The sequence below is a fragment of the Micromonospora sp. WMMD712 genome (assembly GCF_029581295.1).
GTDB lineage: Bacteria > Actinomycetota > Actinomycetes > Mycobacteriales > Micromonosporaceae > Micromonospora > Micromonospora carbonacea.
This window is the reverse complement of record NZ_CP120743.1, coordinates 231,159-248,008: the sequence shown is the minus strand read 5'-3', so window position 1 is coordinate 248,008 and position 16,850 is coordinate 231,159. Positions and strand designations below refer to the sequence as shown.

Annotated in this window: 15 protein-coding genes; 4 read left to right on the top strand and 11 right to left on the bottom strand. The window is 74.1% G+C overall.

Annotated elements, in window-relative coordinates; genetic code table 11:
* Positions 1–74: 74 nt before the first annotated feature.
* From O7633_RS00990 to O7633_RS00965, 6 genes are read right to left on the bottom strand one after another with little or no spacing between them, the layout of a single operon-like run.
* Entirely contained in the window at positions 75–527 is a 453-nt protein-coding gene (locus tag O7633_RS00990; RefSeq protein ID WP_282325419.1) for an L-rhamnose mutarotase, read from the bottom strand.
* On the bottom strand, positions 524–1,357 hold the full coding sequence (locus O7633_RS00985; RefSeq protein WP_282325418.1) for a carbohydrate ABC transporter permease: 834 nt from the start codon (positions 1,355–1,357) through the stop codon (positions 524–526). The genes O7633_RS00990 and O7633_RS00985 overlap by 4 nt, the downstream gene beginning before the upstream one ends.
* Complete coding sequence (locus O7633_RS00980; RefSeq protein WP_282325416.1) at positions 1,354–2,310, bottom strand: sugar ABC transporter permease; 957 nt, start codon at positions 2,308–2,310, stop codon at positions 1,354–1,356. Before O7633_RS00980 ends, O7633_RS00985 begins: the two co-directional genes overlap by 4 nt.
* Positions 2,311–2,370: 60 nt before the next feature.
* A complete protein-coding gene (locus O7633_RS00975) occupies positions 2,371–3,672 on the bottom strand; it encodes an extracellular solute-binding protein (protein ID WP_246384598.1) in 1,302 nt (433 codons plus the stop codon).
* A 14-nt stretch (positions 3,673–3,686) separates the two neighbouring features.
* Positions 3,687–4,688: a Gfo/Idh/MocA family oxidoreductase gene (locus tag O7633_RS00970; RefSeq protein WP_282325412.1), complete on the bottom strand. Its 1,002-nt coding sequence runs from the start codon at positions 4,686–4,688 to the stop codon at positions 3,687–3,689.
* Positions 4,685–6,001 (bottom strand): M20 family metallopeptidase, encoded by a 1,317-nt coding sequence (locus O7633_RS00965; RefSeq protein WP_282325410.1) that lies wholly within the window; start codon positions 5,999–6,001, stop codon positions 4,685–4,687. The genes O7633_RS00970 and O7633_RS00965 overlap by 4 nt, the downstream gene beginning before the upstream one ends.
* 110 nt (positions 6,002–6,111) lie before the next feature.
* On the opposite strand from O7633_RS00965, the gene O7633_RS00960 reads away from it, so the two are divergent.
* A complete protein-coding gene (locus O7633_RS00960) occupies positions 6,112–6,939 on the top strand; it encodes an amidohydrolase family protein (RefSeq protein WP_282325407.1) in 828 nt (275 codons plus the stop codon).
* A gap of 75 nt (positions 6,940–7,014) precedes the next feature.
* On the opposite strand, the gene O7633_RS00955 is transcribed toward O7633_RS00960, so the two are convergent.
* On the bottom strand, positions 7,015–8,643 hold the full coding sequence (locus O7633_RS00955; protein WP_074479111.1) for an alkaline phosphatase D family protein: 1,629 nt from the start codon (positions 8,641–8,643) through the stop codon (positions 7,015–7,017).
* A gap of 146 nt (positions 8,644–8,789) precedes the next feature.
* Between O7633_RS00955 and O7633_RS00950 the strand changes: the two genes are divergently transcribed.
* Positions 8,790–9,719, top strand: coding sequence for a diacylglycerol kinase family protein (locus O7633_RS00950; protein WP_282325406.1), 930 nt, complete (start codon positions 8,790–8,792; stop codon positions 9,717–9,719).
* Between the two features lie 116 nt (positions 9,720–9,835).
* Here the strand turns inward: O7633_RS00950 and O7633_RS00945 are convergent, their stop codons facing one another.
* The 3 genes from O7633_RS00945 to O7633_RS00935 all read right to left on the bottom strand — a co-directional run bounded on the left by O7633_RS00945 (position 9,836) and on the right by O7633_RS00935 (position 12,523).
* Positions 9,836–10,411: an NAD(P)H-dependent oxidoreductase gene (locus tag O7633_RS00945; protein ID WP_282325405.1), complete on the bottom strand. Its 576-nt coding sequence runs from the start codon at positions 10,409–10,411 to the stop codon at positions 9,836–9,838.
* Positions 10,412–10,574: 163 nt separating this feature from the next.
* Positions 10,575–12,224 (bottom strand): amidase, encoded by a 1,650-nt coding sequence (locus O7633_RS00940; protein ID WP_282325404.1) that lies wholly within the window; start codon positions 12,222–12,224, stop codon positions 10,575–10,577.
* Positions 12,224–12,523 (bottom strand): hypothetical protein, encoded by a 300-nt coding sequence (locus O7633_RS00935; protein WP_278134631.1) that lies wholly within the window; start codon positions 12,521–12,523, stop codon positions 12,224–12,226. The genes O7633_RS00940 and O7633_RS00935 overlap by 1 nt, the downstream gene beginning before the upstream one ends.
* Before the next feature lie 321 nt (positions 12,524–12,844).
* Between O7633_RS00935 and O7633_RS00930 the strand changes: the two genes are divergently transcribed.
* Complete coding sequence (locus O7633_RS00930; protein ID WP_282325401.1) at positions 12,845–13,864, top strand: DUF1996 domain-containing protein; 1,020 nt, start codon at positions 12,845–12,847, stop codon at positions 13,862–13,864.
* Positions 13,865–13,939: 75 nt separating this feature from the next.
* Here O7633_RS00930 and O7633_RS00925 read toward each other — a convergent pair whose 3' ends face one another.
* The gene (locus O7633_RS00925) at positions 13,940–14,884 is read right to left on the bottom strand and encodes an ion transporter (protein ID WP_282325400.1); all 945 of its coding nucleotides are present in this window, start codon (positions 14,882–14,884) and stop codon (positions 13,940–13,942) included.
* A 340-nt stretch (positions 14,885–15,224) separates the two neighbouring features.
* On the opposite strand from O7633_RS00925, the gene O7633_RS00920 reads away from it, so the two are divergent.
* Positions 15,225–16,784, top strand: coding sequence for a pectate lyase (locus O7633_RS00920; protein ID WP_282325398.1), 1,560 nt, complete (start codon positions 15,225–15,227; stop codon positions 16,782–16,784).
* Positions 16,785–16,850: the final 66 nt, after the last annotated feature.

Genomic DNA, 16,850 nt, shown 5'->3' with positions numbered 1-16,850 from the left:
GGGGTGCGCGGCGCGGGGTGCGCCGCGCGGGGTGCGCCGCGCGGGGCGCGGTGGGGGCGGCGTGCGCCGACCCGCTAGGCGGGCGGTGGGTGGCCGGGGTGGTGGAACACCCGGTGCGCCCACAGCGGCTCGCCGTCGGCGTCGGCGATCTCGGCGAAGAGATGGGCCAGCGACGCCGTCCACCGGGCCTGCACCGGCGAGGCGGCGGTGACCGCGCCGGCGTGGGCGAAGCCCGCGCGGGTGCGCAGCACGCAGATCAGCAGCAGGTCGCGCCGGTAGATGGCGTACTCGTAGATCCCCGCCTCGTCGAGCAGCGCGGACAGCTCCGGCCACACCTCGGCGTGCCGGCGCTCGTACTCGGCCTCGGCGCCGGGGCGCAGCCGGTACAGGTGGCACACCTGCTCCCCCGGCCCGGCCGGCGCGCCCGTCGCGCGCCGGGCCGGGCCGGCGTCTCCCGTCGCGCGCCGGGCCGGGCCCGTGTCCCCGGCCGGCGGACGGTCGGGGCCGGCGCCCGCCGGGGCGGTCACTTGCCGGAGCCGGCCAGCGCGCCGGAGACGAGCTGCCGCTGGAAGACCAGGTAGATGACCAGCACCGGCAGCAGGGCGACGATCAGGCCGGCGCTGACCAGCGGCACCGACACGTCGTACTGGCCGCTGAGCAGGGAGACGCCGACCATCAGCGTCTTGCTGTCCGAGCCGCCCATGATGACCAGGGGCAGCAGCAGGTCGTTCCACATCCAGACGAAGTTGAAGATGGCCAGCGCCGCCAGGGCCGGGGTGGCGATGGGGGCGAGCAGCCGGAAGAGGATGGTCAGGTGACCCGCGCCGTCGACCCGGGCCGCCTCGATCAGCTCGTCGGGCACCTGCTGGAAGTAGCCGGCGAGCTGGTACGTGCCCAGGGGCAGCCCGAACGCCGCGTACGCCAGGATCAGGCCCTGGTATTCGCCGGACATGCCCAGGTCGAGCACGGTCTGGTAGAGCGGGTAGATGATCGCCTGGCTGGGGATGGTCAGGGACACGATGATCAGCAGGAAGACGATCTTGCCGCCGCGGAAGCGCAGCTTCGTCACCGCGTACGCGACCAGCAGCGCGGCGAGCACCGACAGCACCAGCCCGCCGACGGTGGTGATCAGCGAGTTGAGCAGCAGCCGGGGCATGTTCATCCGGCGGAACGCCTCGAGGTAGTTGTCCAGGGTGATCCCGGCGGGCAGGCCCAGCGGGTCGTCGGCGAAGCCGGCCTGCGTCTTCACCGAGCTGACCACGGTGAACAGCAGCGGGTAGATCGCCGCGACGGCGACGACGACCAACGCGAACGTCAGCAGGTAGCGCCCGATGCGGGCGGAGTGGCGCGCGTTCATCGCGGCTTGCGGGTCCCCTCTGTGAACATGTGCCGCACGCTGAAGATCGACAGCACGGCGACGAAGACGAACAGGGCGATGCCGATGGCCGAGCCGTAGCCGCGGTCGAGGAACTGGAAGGTGGTCAGGAAGACCAGGTACTCGGGGAGCATGGTGGCGTCGCCCGGCCCGCCCTGGGTCAGCGCGTAGATCAGCGGGAACAGCCAGATCAGCACGCCGGAGGCGCAGAGCACGCTCCAGTACGCCACGGTCGGGCGCAGCATCGGCACGACCACCGAGAACAGCCGCCGCCAGAAGCCCGCCCCGTCGAGGTACGCCGCCTCCAGCGTCTCCTCGGGGATGGTGGCCAGGCCGGCGAGGTAGGTCATCACGCCGAGGCCGAAGAAGCTCCACAGGGCGACCGCGACCAGCGAGAACAACGCGCTGTACCGGCCGTTGAGCCACTCGATCGCCAGCGGCTGGAGGCCGACGCCGCGCAGCAGGGCGTTGAGCGGCCCGTCGGGGGCGAGGATCTGCCGGAACATGATGCCGACGACGATGGGCGCGATGGTGTACGGCACGAAGTAGACGGCGCGGAAGAACTTCCAGCCCGGCGAGCGCTGGTGGATGAGCAGCGCCAGCACCAGCGGGACCACGATCCACACCGGCAGGGTGGCCACCACCAGCAGGGCGTTGCGGAAGCTGGTGCGCACCATCGGGTCGTCGAGCATCCGGGTGTAGTTGTCGGCCCCGGCGAACTCGCTGCCGCCGAACCCGCTGGACGCCTCGAAGCTGGTGAGCACGCCCCGGACGAGGGGCACCAGCTTGAACAGCACGACCAGCACGAGCGCGGGCAGCACCAGCACCGCGCCGAGCCACCATTCCCGGGCCTGGCCCGGCCGGTGGGCCCGGCGGCGGCGCGGCGCGGGCGGAGCGTCGGCGGCCACCGGCTCCGGCGCGGTGGAGATCGTCATCAGGGTTCCTCCTCCGGGGCTGGCCGGGCGGGGCGACGAGGCTCGCCCCGCCCGGGGTGGCTACTTGGTCTGCTTCTTCGTGGGGCTGCGCTCCAGCGCCTGCTGCATCTGCTCGGCCCACTTGTCGACGGTGAGCTGGCCGAGGGTGACCTGCTGCCAGCCGCGGGCCAGGGCGTCGGCCTCGGGGCCGGAGAGCATCACGCCGGCGTGCAGGGTCGGCTGGGCCACCAGCTCCTGGATCTTCAGGAAGGCCGGCGAGGAGGGCAGCAGGGCCTTGTCGACGTTCTTGTTCAGCGGCTGGCCCTTGCCGTACTTGACCCACAGCTCGCCGTTCTCCTTGCCGGCGAGCCAGGTGATGAACTCCAGGCCGGCCTGCTTCTTCTGGCTCCACTGGGTGACGCCGTAGACGGCGCCCTCGATGCCGGAGAACTTCTGGGCCAGCGGGGCCGCCGGGTCGATCGCCGGCCACCGGGTGACGCCGAGCTTGTCGTCGCCGAGGGCCTTGCCGAACGCCTCCCAGTTCACCGCGTCGGAGATGATGGTGCCGGCGAACGCGGCGTCGCCGCGCTGGAAGATGTCCGCGCCGTCGGGGAGCATGGTGATCGACGGGGCGTTCTTGTTCGCCCAGCCCTTGGTGGTGATCTCCGCGAGCTTCTCCAGCACCGCGACGAGCTTCGGGTCCTTCCAGGACAGCTTGCCGGCGAGCAGGGCCCGGATGTCGTCCTCGGTGAGATAGTTGCGGGCGATCTCCGGGAAGTCCCAGTACGCCGGGAAGGTGCCGGAGAGGCCGAGCGCGAGGCAGGTCTTGCCGGCCTTCTTCACCGCGTCGCAGGCCGCGCCGAACTCGTCCCAGGTCGCCGGGGGCTTCTCCGGGTCCAGGCCGGCGGCGGTCAGGACGGCCTTGTTGTAGTAGAGGACGTTGCCCTGGTAGGAGAACGGCACGCCGTAGCAGGTCTTGCTGGTGTCGAAGCCCTCGCAGGCGCCGCTGTAGGTGACCAGGTCCTTGGTGATCTCGGCGGCCTTGTCGCCCAGCGGCACGTACGCGCCGCGCCGGTCGAACAGCTCCAGGCCGGCGTTGTTGGCCATCACGTCCGGCCCGGACTGCGAGGTGATGTACGGGCCCTGCACCTCGGGGTACTTGTCGAAGGGGACGGACTGCATCTCCAGCTTGATGTTCGGGTGGCCGGCCTCGAAGCTGGTCTTGACCTGCTTCCAGTACTCGGTGCCGCCGGGCTCCCAGGTCAGCACCTTCAGGGTGACCGGGCCGTCGGTGGCGTCGTCACCGCCACCGCCGCATCCGGTCAGCAGCGCGGCGGCCGCCATGCCGGCGGCGAGGGCGCCGGCCAAACTCCGTCGAAACATCGGGGTAGCTCCTGTCACAAGTGGGGGCTCTGAGGGACGCGGCGGGCCGACCCGCCGGCGGAGGCGCTGTCGACCACGGCCTCGGCGACCCGGACGACGTGCAGGCCGTCGGCGAGCGGGACGACCGCCGTCGGCTCGGTGCCGTCGATCCGGCCGAGGAAGTGCCGCAGCTCGGCGGCGAGCGCTCCGCCGCCGTCGACCGGGGAGAGGAGCCAGTCCGGCGCCTCGGTCGGCTCGCCCTGGACGAGCAGCGTGGGGTGGCCGAGGTCGACGTGCGCGACCCCGTCGGTGCCGTACACCTCGACCAGGTCCGAGGTGTGGTTCGGGGTGTGTTCGGGCAGCAGGTAGCTGTTGCGGATCGACGACACGACGTCGTTGGCGTGCCGCAGCTCCGCCCACACCAGGACCGGGGTGGCCGATCCGGGTCGGGTCCGGGCCGCCGCGCGCACCTCGACCACGGGCGCTCCGGCGTACCAGAGGGCCAGGTCGATGTCGTGCACGGCGGTGAGCAGCGCGGGGTGCTCGCGCGGGAAGAGCCGGCTGAGGGTGCGGGGCCGGTCGCGGCGCGACGACACGGCGAGCACGTCGCCGATCCGGCCGGCGCGGACCGCGTCGTGCAGGGCCCGGTGCGGGGCGCTGTGCCGCAGGATGTGCCCCGGCTGGCAGAGCACGCCGGCGCGTTCGGCGGCGGCCACGATGGCGGCGGCGTCGGCGGCGGTCGCGGCGAGCGGCTTCTCCACCAGCACGGGCACCCCGGCGGCGAGCAGCTCCACGGCGACCGCGCGGTGCGCCGGGCCGGGGACGCACACCGACGCGGCATCCGGCCCGGCAGCGGCCAGCAGCTCGGCCACGGAGGCGTACGTCCGCGGCACGTCGTGCTCCGCGGCCACCCGCGCCCGGGTCGCGGCGTCCGGCTCGACCAGGGCGGACACGGCCACCCCGAGCGACCGGTACGCGGCCAGGTGCCGCACGCCGAAGGCCCCCGCGCCGACCACGGCCACGGACGGGCGGCTCATGCCCCGACCGCCCCGGAGGCGGCGGCCGGGCCTGCGGCGACGGTCGGGCCGCCGGGGTCGGCGTCGGTGGCGCGCCGCGCGCCGGGGAGCTCCCGCGCGCCGGGGGCGTCGGCCTCCGGCCGGGCGGGGGCGTCGGCCGCCTCCGGCCCGGCGAGCCGGCCGGCGAGGACGGCCCGGGTGAGGCGGTCCAGGGCGGCCACGCCCGCCCCGATGCACCGCTCGTCGACGTCGAAGGCGCCGGAGTGCAGCGGCGCGCCGCCGCGGTCGCCGGTCACCCCGAGCTTGACGTACAGGCTGGGGCCGAGCGCGCCCAGCAGGGCGAAGTCGTCGGTGGTCAGCGGCGGCTCGGTCAGGTCGACGACGTCGACCACGGCGGGCAGCTCGGCGTGCGCGAGGGCCACCAGCGGCGCGGCGTTGCGTACCGGGGGCATCTCGTTGGCCCAGGTGAACCGCAGGCCCAGGTCGAGCGCGGCGGCCTGCTGCCGGGCGATGCGCTCGACGACCTCCTTGAGCCGCGCGCGGGTGCCCTCGTCGTGGGTGCGCAGGGTGCCGGTCGCCTCCGCCCGCTCGGCGACCTGGCTCTGGCTGGCCCCGCCCGCGATCGTGCCGATGTTGAAGGCGACCAGCTCGTGCGGGTTGCGGGAGCGGGCGACCCCGGCGTGCAGGAGGTTGACGATGCCGGCGAGGCCGAGGATGGCGTCGCGGCCCAGGGCGGGGGTGGCGGCGTGCGCGGCCCGGCCGAGCACCTCGACCCGGAAGGCGTCCTTGGCCGCCATCGCGGTCTCCCGGTCGACGCCGACCGCGCCGACCGGCAGGTCGGGCCAGCAGTGCAGGCCGAGGACGGCGTCGAAGCGCCGGCCGCGCAGGGCGTCGTCGGCGAGCACGGCGGCGGCGCCGGAGTCCTCGCCGAAGGGGATCTCCTCGGCCGGCTGGAACAGCACGGTCACCGTGCCCCGCTCGGGCGGGTCGGCCGCGAGCCGGGCCGCGACGCCGGCGACCACGGTCATGTGCACGTCGTGCCCGCAGGCGTGGCAGACGCCCGGGTTCCCCGACGCCCAGGGCACCTCCTTGGCGTCCTGGACCGGATAGGCGTCCATATCGGCCCGAAGCAAGACCGACGGCCCTGGGGCACGCCCTTCGATCTCGGCGACGAGACCGGTGCCGGCGACGCCGGAGCGAACCCGGGCGATCGGGGCGAGCCGGCCGGCGAGGACGGCCGCCGTCTGCTGTTCGGTGAACCGCAGCTCAGGGTGCTGGTGTAGCTGCCGTCGCAGCCGCACCAGATCATCAACACCCTCGTACGCCTGCACCACGCGGACCACCCCTCGCCTGCGTCCGATAATCCGGACCTAATTGAGACAAGAACCTAAGCGAGGGGTCCTCCCACGTCAATGGGCAGCTCGGAATCGGTTAGGGTCCGGCCATGGAACGCGCCGACGCACACCTGCACCTCTTCGCCGACGGGTATCCGGGCCGCTACGGACGGTCCCCCGCCGGGGGCGACGAACTCGCCGTCTACCGGACTTTGCGCCACGAACACGGCATCGGCCGGGCGCTCGTGGTCGGCTACGAGGGCGCGCCGGAGTTCGCCGGCAACAACCGGCACCTCGCCGCGCTCGCGGCCGCCCACGACTGGATCGCGCCGCTGGCCTACGTTCCGGTCACCGGCACCGACCGGGCCGGGCTGGACCGCCTCCGGGCGGCGGGGTTCGCGGGCGTCGCGGCGTACCTGCCGGACGCGGACGCGGCCGACGCGTTCGCCGGTTGGGCCCACAGCGCCGCCGGGCCGCTCAACGACGCGCGCGCGGTGGTCAGCCTCAACGCCACCCCCGAGGCGACCGGCCGGCTCGGGCGGGCGCTGGCCGCGCTCGACGGGTGCACGGTGCTGTTCAGCCACCTCGGCCTGCCCGGCCGGCAGCCCGCCGCGCCGGCTCCCCGGGCCGCCGCCGACCGGCTCGCCCCGCTGACCGACCTGGCCCGCCTGCCGCACGTCGGGGTCAAAATCTCCGGACTGTACGCCGTGAGCGACCCGGCCGAGGCGTACCCGCACGACGCCGCCCGGCCCTTCGTCGACCTGCTGCTGGACCGCTTCGGCGCGCGCCGGCTCTACTGGGGCTCGGACTTCTCCCCCAGCCTGGACCACGTGTCGTTCGCCCAGGCCCTGCGGCCGGTCGGGCTCGACGGGCTCTCCGCCGCCGAGGCTGCCGACGTGTTCGGCGGCAACCTCGGCCGCGCCCTGCGCGGGCGCTGACGCCGGGGCCGGCGGACCGCCCCGGTGACCGGCGCCGGGGCGGGACGGGCGGACCACCGCCCGCCCCGGGCCGGGTCACGCCTGCGGCGCGGTCTCCCGGCGCAACGTCGACGACCCGGCCGCCACCGACCAGCCGGCCACCCACCGGCTGGCGCTGCCCGGCCGGGTCCGGTCCGCCAGGTGGTACCAGTCCATCCGGCAGCGCTGCCGCGTCACCTCCAGCACGCCGTAGCCGTGGCCGTCCAGCTCCGTCCAGCGCACGTGCGTGTTGGTCGCCCGGAGCAGGTCCGCGCCGAGGACGCTGAGCGCGTTGCCCTCCCGCAGGCCGAGGAAGTCGTTGACGTTGTCGCTGGTCACCGAGGGGACCACGAACTCCGCAGCGGCCGGGTCGGACGTGCCCGTGGCCCGGGTGGTCACCTCGTTGGCCCACGAGGTGTGGATGTCGCCGGTCAGGAAGACGACGTCGCGGGTGCCCGTGGCGCGCAGGTGGTCGACCAGCTCGTTGCGGTCGGCGTTGTAGCCGTCCCACTGGTCGGGGTTGAGCACCACGCCGTTCTCGGGGACGCCCAGCAGCCGGCCGATCGGGCCCAGCAGCCAGGCGGGCAGCGTGGCGAGGTCGACCCGGGCGATCATCACCGGGTTGCCGACCAGCTTCCACCGGGCGGTGGAGGCGGCCAGGCCGCTCTTGAGCCAGGACATCTGCGCGTCGCCGGTGATCGTCCGGGCCGGGTCGTCGACGGCGGAGCCCGACGCCTGCTGCGACCGGTAGCTGCGCAGGTCCAGCATGGACAACTCGGCGAGCCGCCCGAACCGCAAGCGGCGGTAGATCGCCCCGTCCGCGCCGGTGCGCACCGGCATCCACTCGGCGTACGCCTGCCGGGCGGCGGCCACCCGGTCGGCGAAGGCGCCCTCGGTGGCCGGGGTGTGGTTCTCCGCGCCGCCGGACCACTGGTCGTTGGCCACCTCGTGATCGTCCCAGGTGATCACCCAGGGCACCGAGGCGTGCAGCGCCTGCAGGTCCGGGTCCGTCTTGTAGAGCGCGTGCCGGATCCGGTAGTCGGCCAGCGTCAGCACCTCGTGCGCCGGGAGCACCGGCCGCACCACCGACCCGCCGGCGTCGAACTCGCCCGTGCCGTACTCGTAGAGGTAGTCGCCGAGGTGCACGACGAGGTTGAGGTCGCCCCGGTCGGCCAGGTTCCGGTACGCCGAGAAGTAGCCCGCCTCCCAGTTGGCGCAGGAGACCACGCCGAGGCGGAGCCGGTCGATGTCGGCGTCGGCGGGCGGCGCGGTCATGGTGCGCCCGGTCGCCGACCACGCCCCCGCGTACCCGAACCTGTACCACCAGGTCGTCGCCGGGGCGAGGCCGGTGACCGCCACCTTGACCGTGTGGTCGCGGGCCGGGCCGGTGGTCAGGGCGCCCTGGGCCGTCACGGTCACGAAGTCGGGGTCGGCGGCGACCTGCCAGGTCACCTCCGCCTCCGGGCCGACGCCGGAGCCCGGCTGCGCCTCGTCGGTGGGGGTGAGCCGGGTCCAGAGCAGGACCCCGTCGGGCAGCGGGTCGCCGGAGGCCACCCCGTGCCGGAACGCGCCGCCGGCCGCGCCGGCGGGGGCCGCGCCGGCCAGGGTGGCGCCGGCGAGCACGGCCGTCCCGGCGGATGCGCCGGCCAGCCGCAGGAGGGTACGACGGTCGATGGTGTTCGTCATGCCTCACGTATCTACCGTCTTCACCGTCCCGCCCGCTGCCCCGCTCGGCACTGTTCGCCGATCCTTCACCGGCTGTCGGCCGTTCCCACGCCACGCGGCGGCCTGGCCACCGCGATCTCCGGCCGGCGGAGATAGGGTCGGCAGCCATGCGGACGAAGCAGGAGTTGGACGCGGCCATCCGGCGCGACCGGCGGGCGGCGCTGGTGGTCAACGCCCGCTCCCGCCGGGGCCGCCGCCTCTACGAGCACGCCCGGGCGCTGCTGACCGGCGCGGGCTTCGACCTGCTCGGGGAGTATCCGGCCGACCGCCCCGGCGAGCTGGAGCGCAGCCTCGCCGACGCCCTGGCGCTCGGGCCCGACCTGCTCGTCGCGGGCGGCGGCGACGGCACGCAGAGCGCCGCCGCCCGGCTGCTCGCGCACCGCGACGTGGCGCTGGGCCTGCTGCCGCTGGGCACCACCAACAACTTCGCCCGCACCCTCGGCCTCCCGCTGGACCTGGCCGCCGCGGTGGCGGTCCTCGCCGACGGCAAGGTGATCGACGTCGACCTGGGGCTGGCCGGCGACATGCCGTTCGCCAACCACGTCGGGGTGGGCATGTCGGCCGACATCATGCTGCGGACGCCGCCCGCGCTCAAGCGGGTCACCGGCCGGCTCGCGTACCCGGCGACCGCCCTGGCGCTGCTGGCCCGGCACCGGGCGCTGCGGGCGACGGTGCGGGCCGGTGACGCGACGCACGAGTTCCACACCCACCAGCTCTACGTGGCCAACGGCGGCTTCCACGCCGGCCGGCCGATCACCGCCGACACCGACGCCGACGACCGGCTGCTGGTGGCGTACCCGGTCGGCGGGCCGACCCGGCGCGGCCTGCTGCGGGACACCGCCCGCAACGCCGCCACGGGGGCCCGGCGCACCCTCGCCGAGACGCCGTTCCTCGCCGTCGGCGAGCTGTGGCTGGAGACCGACCGGCCGGCGCGGGTCGAGGTGGACGGCGAGCTGTGCGGCCAGACCCCGATCCGGATCGGGCTGGCCGCCAACGCGCTACGGGTGATGGCCCCCGCCGACGCCCCCGACCGCTGAGCGGGCAAGGAAGGGCCCCCTCTTAACGCATACGGTCGAGAAGGGTCCCCTTCTCACGGCCGGGGGACCCACGGGCAGCCGGTGGCGCGCCGGACGGGGCGCGCCACCGACCGGGGTCAGGACCCGTACGGTCGGGCCGCCCGCGCCGTGCGCAGCGCCTCGGCCCACCAGCCCAACTGGTCGAGCATGGCGCTGGCGGCGCGGTCGACCTGGCCGGCGTCGACCGGCTCGCCGGCCGCGTCGAAGCAGGCGTGGGCTCCGGCGAAGCTGACCGTCTCGCGGATGGTGACGGCGTGCAGCTCGGCGAAGACCACCCGCAGCGCCTCCACCGCCCGCAGGCCGCCGGAGATCCCCCCGTACGAGACGAAGCCGACGGGCTTGGCGTGCCACGGGACGCCCACCGAGTCGATCGCGGCCTTCAGCGGCCCGGGGTAGCTGTGGTTGTACTCCGGCGTCACCACCACGACGGCGTCGGCCGCGGCGATCCGCTCCGCGAAGGACGCCTCGTCCGGGGCCACGGCCCCGGGCGCGCCGGCGAGCGCCGCCGGGACGTGCGCGAGGTCGATCAGGTCGACGACGAGGTCGCCGCGCTGCCTCGCCTGCCGGCAGAACCAGTTCGCCACGACGGGGCCGAAGCGGCCGTCGCGGACGCTCCCGACGATGACGGCCAACTGGTACGGGGACTCGGACAACGCATCCTCCACAGGGGACAACGGGCCGTCCCTCGACGGCCACCCGCCGACCGTACGACTTCAACCAGGGTTGAGGTCAATCGGGGCGCGGGCGGGGCCGCTCGCGGGCGTCGTCGCCGGCCCGCCCCGAGCGGGCGGAGCGGGCGGGCCGGCGACGACGGGTTCACTGGGCCAGCTCGGCGACCTCCTCGGCGGTCAGCCGCAGGGCGGCGGGGGCCGCCAGGCCGCGCGCCGCGGCGGCCGGGGCCGCCGGCGGGTCGGCGGGCCGCCGCCGGTGCCAGTCGGTGACCGCCTGGTACGCCGCCGCCACCGACAACAGCCGGTCCTCGCCGTAGGGCAGGCCGCCGAGGATGGTGCCGATCGGCACGCCCGCGGCGGTGAACCCGATCGGGAAGGCGATCTCCGGCAGGCCGAGGATGTCGAACGGCACCGGGCCGGTCTGCACCACCACGTCGCAGGAGGCGAAGAGCTGGTCGAGCACCCGCTCCATGAGCAGCAGCTTGGCCCGCTGGCCGGTGACGAACTCGTTGGCGCCCAGCAGCGCGCCCTGCAGCCAGCTCGTCACGGACACGCCGAAGCCGCGCAGGTCCGTGCGCAGGTACGGCATGAACGGCTCGCTGCGCTCGGGCAGCCGTACGTTGTTGAACGCGCTGCCGGTGAGCAGGTCCCACTCGTCGGGCAGCGGCACGTCCACCACGGTCGCGCCGGGGATCGCGGCGAGCTTCGCCAGGTACGCGGCCCGCGCCGCCGCCGTCTCGGTGGTGCCGGCGGTGAAGCCCGGCAGCACGCCGATGCGGGTCTTCCAGCGCAGCTTCAGCTTGCCGCCGGAGTACGCCGGGGTGGCCGCGTCGATCAGCTTCGGCACCTCGGGCAGCCCCTGCGTGCGCGGGTCGGCGGGGTCCTCGCCGGCCATCGCGGTGAGCATGATGGCCGCGTCCTTGGCGTCGCGGGCCAGCGGGCCGGGGTGGTCGCGGGTGTAGCTGAGCGGGATGATGCCGTGCAACGAGACGCGGCCCATCGTCGGCTTGAGGCCGGTGAGGTTCTGCGCGTTGGACGGCGCGGTGATCGAGCCGCCGGTCTGGGTGCCGGTGCCGGAGGCGGCGAGCCGCCCGGCGACGGCGGTCGCGGTGCCGGTGGACGAGCCGCCGGGGTCGGTGCTGCTGTTGGTCGGGGTCCACGCGTTGACGGTGGTGACCACGCCGGCGGGGGTGGTGGCCCGGGTGGTGGCCAGCGGCCCCATCTGGGTCTTGCCGAGCACGATGGCCCCGCCGGCGAGCAGCCGGGACACCGCCGTGGCGTCGTACGGCGGCCGGAAGTCGGCGAACAGGTAGGAGTTGGCGGTGGTGGGCACCCCGGCGGTGTAGTAGTTGTCCTTGATCGCCAGCGGGATGCCGTGCAGCGCGCCGCGCCGGGGCTTCTTCGCCAGGGCGGCCGCCGCCTTGGCCGCCGCCTCGGCGAGCACCAGGTTGAACGCCTGGTAGGTGCCGTCGTACGTGGAGATGCGGGCCAGGTACGCCTCGACCAGCTTGGCGGGGGTGAGCTTGCCGGCGCGGATCAGCCAGGCCGCCTCGGCGACGGTGAGCTCGGTGGGGTCGGCCACGGCCTCCGGGCGGGGCTTGACGTAGGCGTTGGGCACGTCCAGCGCCGGGTTCCACTTGGCGGCGGCGAGCAGGGGTGTTCGGGCGGGACCGGCCGCCGAGGCCACGGCGGGCAGCCCGACGGCGCCGCCGACCGCCGACGCGGCGGCCAGGGCGGCGGTGCGGGCGAGGAAGGCTCGACGGTCGACGCCACGGTCGACGGGGGCTGTGCTCATCACTTCCGCCATTCCGTGCTGATCGAGGGGTAGAGCATCGGCGCGGGCTGCTGGGACAGCGCCATGGCGACGGTGGGGTCGGTGCCGGCCGGGGCGGGCAGCTGGTACGCGGCCAGCGTGCCGACGGTGCCACGGACGAAGGACCGCAGGGACGCCAGCACGGAGTCGCGGCCGGGGGAACCGGTCTGCGGGTCGGCGGTGGTGCCGGGCGGGAGCTGGTCGAGGTCGATGCCGAGGGACGCGAGCCGGGCGCGGATGAGGACGTCCAGTTCGGCGTCGGTCGGTGGGGTTGGCGCCAAGGGGTGCTCCTCCTGGGGTGGGAGATGATGCGCCCACTGTCGGACCGGGCCGTGTCGCCGGCGTGTCAAGTCGATCTCGACGCGGTGAACCCACGGGGGTCTATGCCCGCTGACCTGCGCGGCTACGGTCCGCCCCGGCCCGCCCGGCCGCCGGGCCCACCCGTCGGCCGACTGTCCGGAGTGGACCGGAGCCGCCGTCACTCACATTGACAGGTATGACTGCGTTCGGTTATCAATGAGTCAGAGAGCGCTCTCCCACCCATCCCGTCTACGGCCCGGCGATCCCGGGCCGGTGCCCGGTGCGCCGGGCGAGGAGGAAGCATGCGGTTCATCCGAGAGCGCCGCGCCGCCGACCCGGTCCCCCGCCCACCGCGCCTGCGCCGCGCGGGCGCGCTGACCGTGGCGCTGGTGACCCTGGTCGCGGGCGGGGTGCTGGCCGACCGGGACGCCGTCGACGCGCGGGCGGCGAGCGGCGGGTCGGCCGCCGTCGGCGGCCACGCCGGCCACGCGTACGCGCTGAGCCCCGAGCAGGAGGCCGCCGCGCTGGAGCTCCAGCTCGCTCCGGTGCGCGGCTCCGAGTTCCGGGCCGACTGCCCGAGCAAGGGCCGGGCAGGCGACGACCCGATCGTCATGTGGGGCCGCCCGGGCGCCTCGCACACGCACGAGTTCTTCGGCAACACGACGACCAACGCGTACACCGACCTGACCTCGCTGCGGGCCGGCGGGACGACCTGCAACCCGGTGGCCGACAAGTCCGCGTACTGGGTGCCGACGCTCTACCAGAACGGGGTGGCGCAGAAGCCACAGAGCGTGCGGATCTACTACCAGGGCCTCACCGACCGGGCGAATGTCAAGCCCCACCCCCAGGGCCTGCGGATCGTGGTGGGCAACCCGCTCGCCACCAGCGCCGGCCAGAACCCCGCCGCCCGGTGGAACTGCGTCGGCATCCCGGCCGCCAGCGGCGACTTCCCGGTCTGCCCCGCCGGATCCAAGCTGGAGACGTACCTGGACTTCCCGACCTGCTGGGACGGGAAGAACCTGGACAGCCCCGACCACAAGAGCCACATGGCGTTCGGCCTGGGCGGCGTGGGCGGCACCTGCCCGGCCAGCCACCCGGTGCCCGTGCCCCGGCTGGAGCTCCTCATCACGTACGACGTGCGCGGCACCGGGCTCAGCTTGGCCGGCATCCGCGACGGGGCCAACGTCACCACCGCCCCCGGCTACACCTTCCACGGCGACTTCTTCAACGCCTGGGACGAGGCAGAGCTCGCCCGGCGGGTGAAGACCTGCATCGTCGACGGCTACATCTGCGGCAACGACGGGCAGCCGATCCAGCAGTGACGCTCCCGGCGGCGGCGCGCGTCGACCCACCGGCCGGCGCGTGCCGCCGCGTCGTCGCCTGCCGGCCCGGCGGGCCTACGACCTGTCGTCGCGGTCGATGCGCAGCTCCCGCTCCAGTTCGGCGATGACGGCCCGCAGGTCGTCGAGCCGCTGGGTGAGCGCGATCCGGTCCACCTCGTCGGGCACGCCGTCGCCGTCGGCGTCGTAGTCCGGGGCCAGCCGCTCGGTCATCTCCAGCCGGCGGGCCTCCTCCATGGAGTTGACGATGACCGCGATCAGGATGTTGAGCAGCAGGTTGACGGTGATGATCACGAAGCTGACGTAGTAGACCAGCGTCCACGGCGACAGGGCCATCCCCTGCGCCACGAGGTCGGGCAGGGTCTCCAGCGACAGCAGCACGAACAGGGTCAGCAGCGACCGCCCGATGTCGCCGTACTCCTCCGGCTGGGACCGGCCGAAGATCAGCCAGCCGGCCATGCCGTACACGTAGAGCGTCACGCCGGCGAGCGCGAGGAAGCCGGCGACGCCCGGCAGGCTGCGCCACAGCGCCGCCACGATCGTCCGCAGGCCGGGCGAGAAGCGCACCAGCCGCAGCATCCGGGCGACCCGGACGACGCGCAGCAGCGCGGAGTCGCCGTGCAGGCCGGGCACGAAGATCGCGGCGGTCACCAGGAAGTCGAAGACGTTCCAGCCGTGGCGGAAGAAGTCCTGCGGCCGACGGCCGTAGGCCAGCACCCGCACGCCGATCTCGGCGACGAAGGCGAGCCGGAAGGCCCACTCCAGCCCGCGCAGCACCGGCCGCGCCGACCCCAGGTGCGGGTACGTCTCGATGCCGAGCACCGCCCCGTTGGCCAGGATGAGCACGACGATGGCGATCTCGAAGGGCCGGGACCGGGCGACCCGGGCGCACCGCCCGGCCAGCCCCGCCGCGCCCCGGCCCGGCGTCGACCCCCCGCCGGACGCGTCCGCACCTCGGGACGACGGCCCCCCGCCGGCCACCGGCGGAGGCGCATCGAGCATTCCCCCACCCTACCGGGCCGGCCGCGACGCGATCTTGGACGGTCGTGGTCGGCCGGTGACACGAAGTGTCCACGTTCGACGACCGGCGACGTGGCGGCGGTGGGCACCGGGAGCTTTAGTGCGCAAAGCGGACACGTCCTTGCCATACCCATTCACCGATCCCTATCCTCGTGTCGGAAAGCGCTTTCCCAATGCCACGACGAAGACGCAGCACGCCGCCCGTCGACATGTCGGCGGCGATGGGCTCCCGTAGACCACGTCCCAGGGCGGGGGCCCCCTCGTCGCCTCCGGCAGCCGCCGGGCGTACCACCTCCAGCACCACATCGAAGGCGAGGCGAGGATGAGACGACCAGTCCCACTGCGACTCCACGCGGCCGTGGCCGCGACGGTCATCGGTGCCGCGATCTGCGTGGCGCTGCCGACGCCCCAGGCGTCGGCGGCGACCGGCGGCGTGACCGGCTACGCGACCCAGAACGGCGGGACCACCGGCGGCGCGGGCGGGCAGACGGTGCGGGCCACCACCGGGACCGCGATCCACACGGCGCTGTGCACCCGGGCCAGCAGCAGCACCCCGATCATCATCCAGGTCGAGGGGACCATCAACCACGGCAACACCGCCAAGGTGTCCGGCGACAGCTGCAACACCAACGCCGGCCTGATCGAGCTCAAGCAGATCAGCAACGTCACGATCGTCGGCGTCGGCAGCGGGGCCGTCTTCGACCAGCTCGGCATCCACATCCGCGACTCCAGCAACATCATCATCCAGAACGTGACCGTCCGGAACGTCAAGAAGTCGGGCTCGCCCACCTCCAACGGCGGCGACGCCATCGGCATGGAGAGCACCGTCCGCAACATCTGGGTCGACCACGTCACCCTGGAGGCCTCCGGCGGTGAGGCGGAGGGCTTCGACGGCCTGTTCGACATGAAGGACAACGTGCAGTACGTGACGCTGTCCTACAGCATCCTGCGCAACTCCGGCCGGGGCGGCCTGGTCGGCTCCAGCGAGAGCGACCTGGGGAACAACTACATCACGTTCCACCACAACCTGTACGAGAACCTCGACTCGCGCGCGCCGCTGCTGCGCGGCGCCACGGCCCACATGTACAACAACTCGTACGTCAACCTGCGCGAGTCCGGCATCAACTCCCGGGCCGGCGCGAAGGCCAAGGTGGAGAACAACTACTTCAAGGACTCCAAGGACGTCCTGGGCACCTTCTACACCAACGAGCGCGGCACCTGGCAGGTCGCCGGCAACGTCTTCGACAACGTGACCTGGTCCAGCCCCGGCAACGAGAACTACCCCGCCGGGCCGAACCCGACCTCCACCACCACGGTCAGCATCCCCTACTCCTACCGCCTCGACGGGGCCAGCTGCGTGCCCAACCTGGTGCGCCAGACGGCCGGGGCCAACAAGGGCCTCCAGGTGTCCGACGGCAGCTGCACGCCGCAGACCCCGGCCCCGACCACGCCCGCACCGACCACCCCGACCCCCGGGCCGACCACCCCGACGCCGGGGCCGACCAACCCGGGCGGGACGAACCTCAGCCTCGGGGCCGGCGCGGACGGCTCCAGCAAGGCCGACGGCAGCAGCTACGGCAACGTGCTGGACGGCAACCTGGGCACCTACTGGTCGCCGTCCGGCTCCACCGGCCGGATCTCGGTCAAGTGGGACGCCGCCGTCCGGGTCGGCTCGGTGAACATCCGCGAGGCCTCCGGCGCGACCGGCGTCATCCGCTCCTGGCGGCTGGTCAACAACGACACCGGGGCGGTCCTCGCCTCGGGCGGCAACGGGGTGGGCGTCGTGTCCTTCAGCCCCACCTCGCTGAAAAAGATCAACCTGGAGATCACCGGCGCGACCGGCACGCCGCGGGTCGCCGAGTTCGAGACGTACGCCGGCTGACGCCGCGCCGCGCGGCGGCGGCACGCGCGCCGAAGGCCACCTCCCGTCCCGGGGGAGGTGGCCTTC

Bases quoted from the DNA above. Each gene is read 5' to 3' on its own strand.
- O7633_RS00985 (WP_282325418.1), bottom strand. From the start codon at position 1,357: ATGAACGCGCGCCACTCCGCCCGCATCGGGCGCTACCTGCTGACGTTC.
- O7633_RS00980 (WP_282325416.1), bottom strand. From the start codon at position 2,310: ATGACGATCTCCACCGCGCCGGAGCCGGTGGCCGCCGACGCTCCGCCC.
- O7633_RS00975 (WP_246384598.1), bottom strand. From the start codon at position 3,672: ATGTTTCGACGGAGTTTGGCCGGCGCCCTCGCCGCCGGCATGGCGGCC.
- O7633_RS00970 (WP_282325412.1), bottom strand. From the start codon at position 4,688: ATGAGCCGCCCGTCCGTGGCCGTGGTCGGCGCGGGGGCCTTCGGCGTG.
- O7633_RS00960 (WP_282325407.1), top strand. From the start codon at position 6,112: ATGGAACGCGCCGACGCACACCTGCACCTCTTCGCCGACGGGTATCCG.
- O7633_RS00955 (WP_074479111.1), bottom strand. From the start codon at position 8,643: ATGACGAACACCATCGACCGTCGTACCCTCCTGCGGCTGGCCGGCGCA.
- O7633_RS00950 (WP_282325406.1), top strand. From the start codon at position 8,790: ATGCGGACGAAGCAGGAGTTGGACGCGGCCATCCGGCGCGACCGGCGG.
- O7633_RS00940 (WP_282325404.1), bottom strand. From the start codon at position 12,224: ATGAGCACAGCCCCCGTCGACCGTGGCGTCGACCGTCGAGCCTTCCTC.
- O7633_RS00930 (WP_282325401.1), top strand. From the start codon at position 12,845: ATGCGGTTCATCCGAGAGCGCCGCGCCGCCGACCCGGTCCCCCGCCCA.
- O7633_RS00925 (WP_282325400.1), bottom strand. From the start codon at position 14,884: ATGCTCGATGCGCCTCCGCCGGTGGCCGGCGGGGGGCCGTCGTCCCGA.
- O7633_RS00920 (WP_282325398.1), top strand. From the start codon at position 15,225: ATGAGACGACCAGTCCCACTGCGACTCCACGCGGCCGTGGCCGCGACG.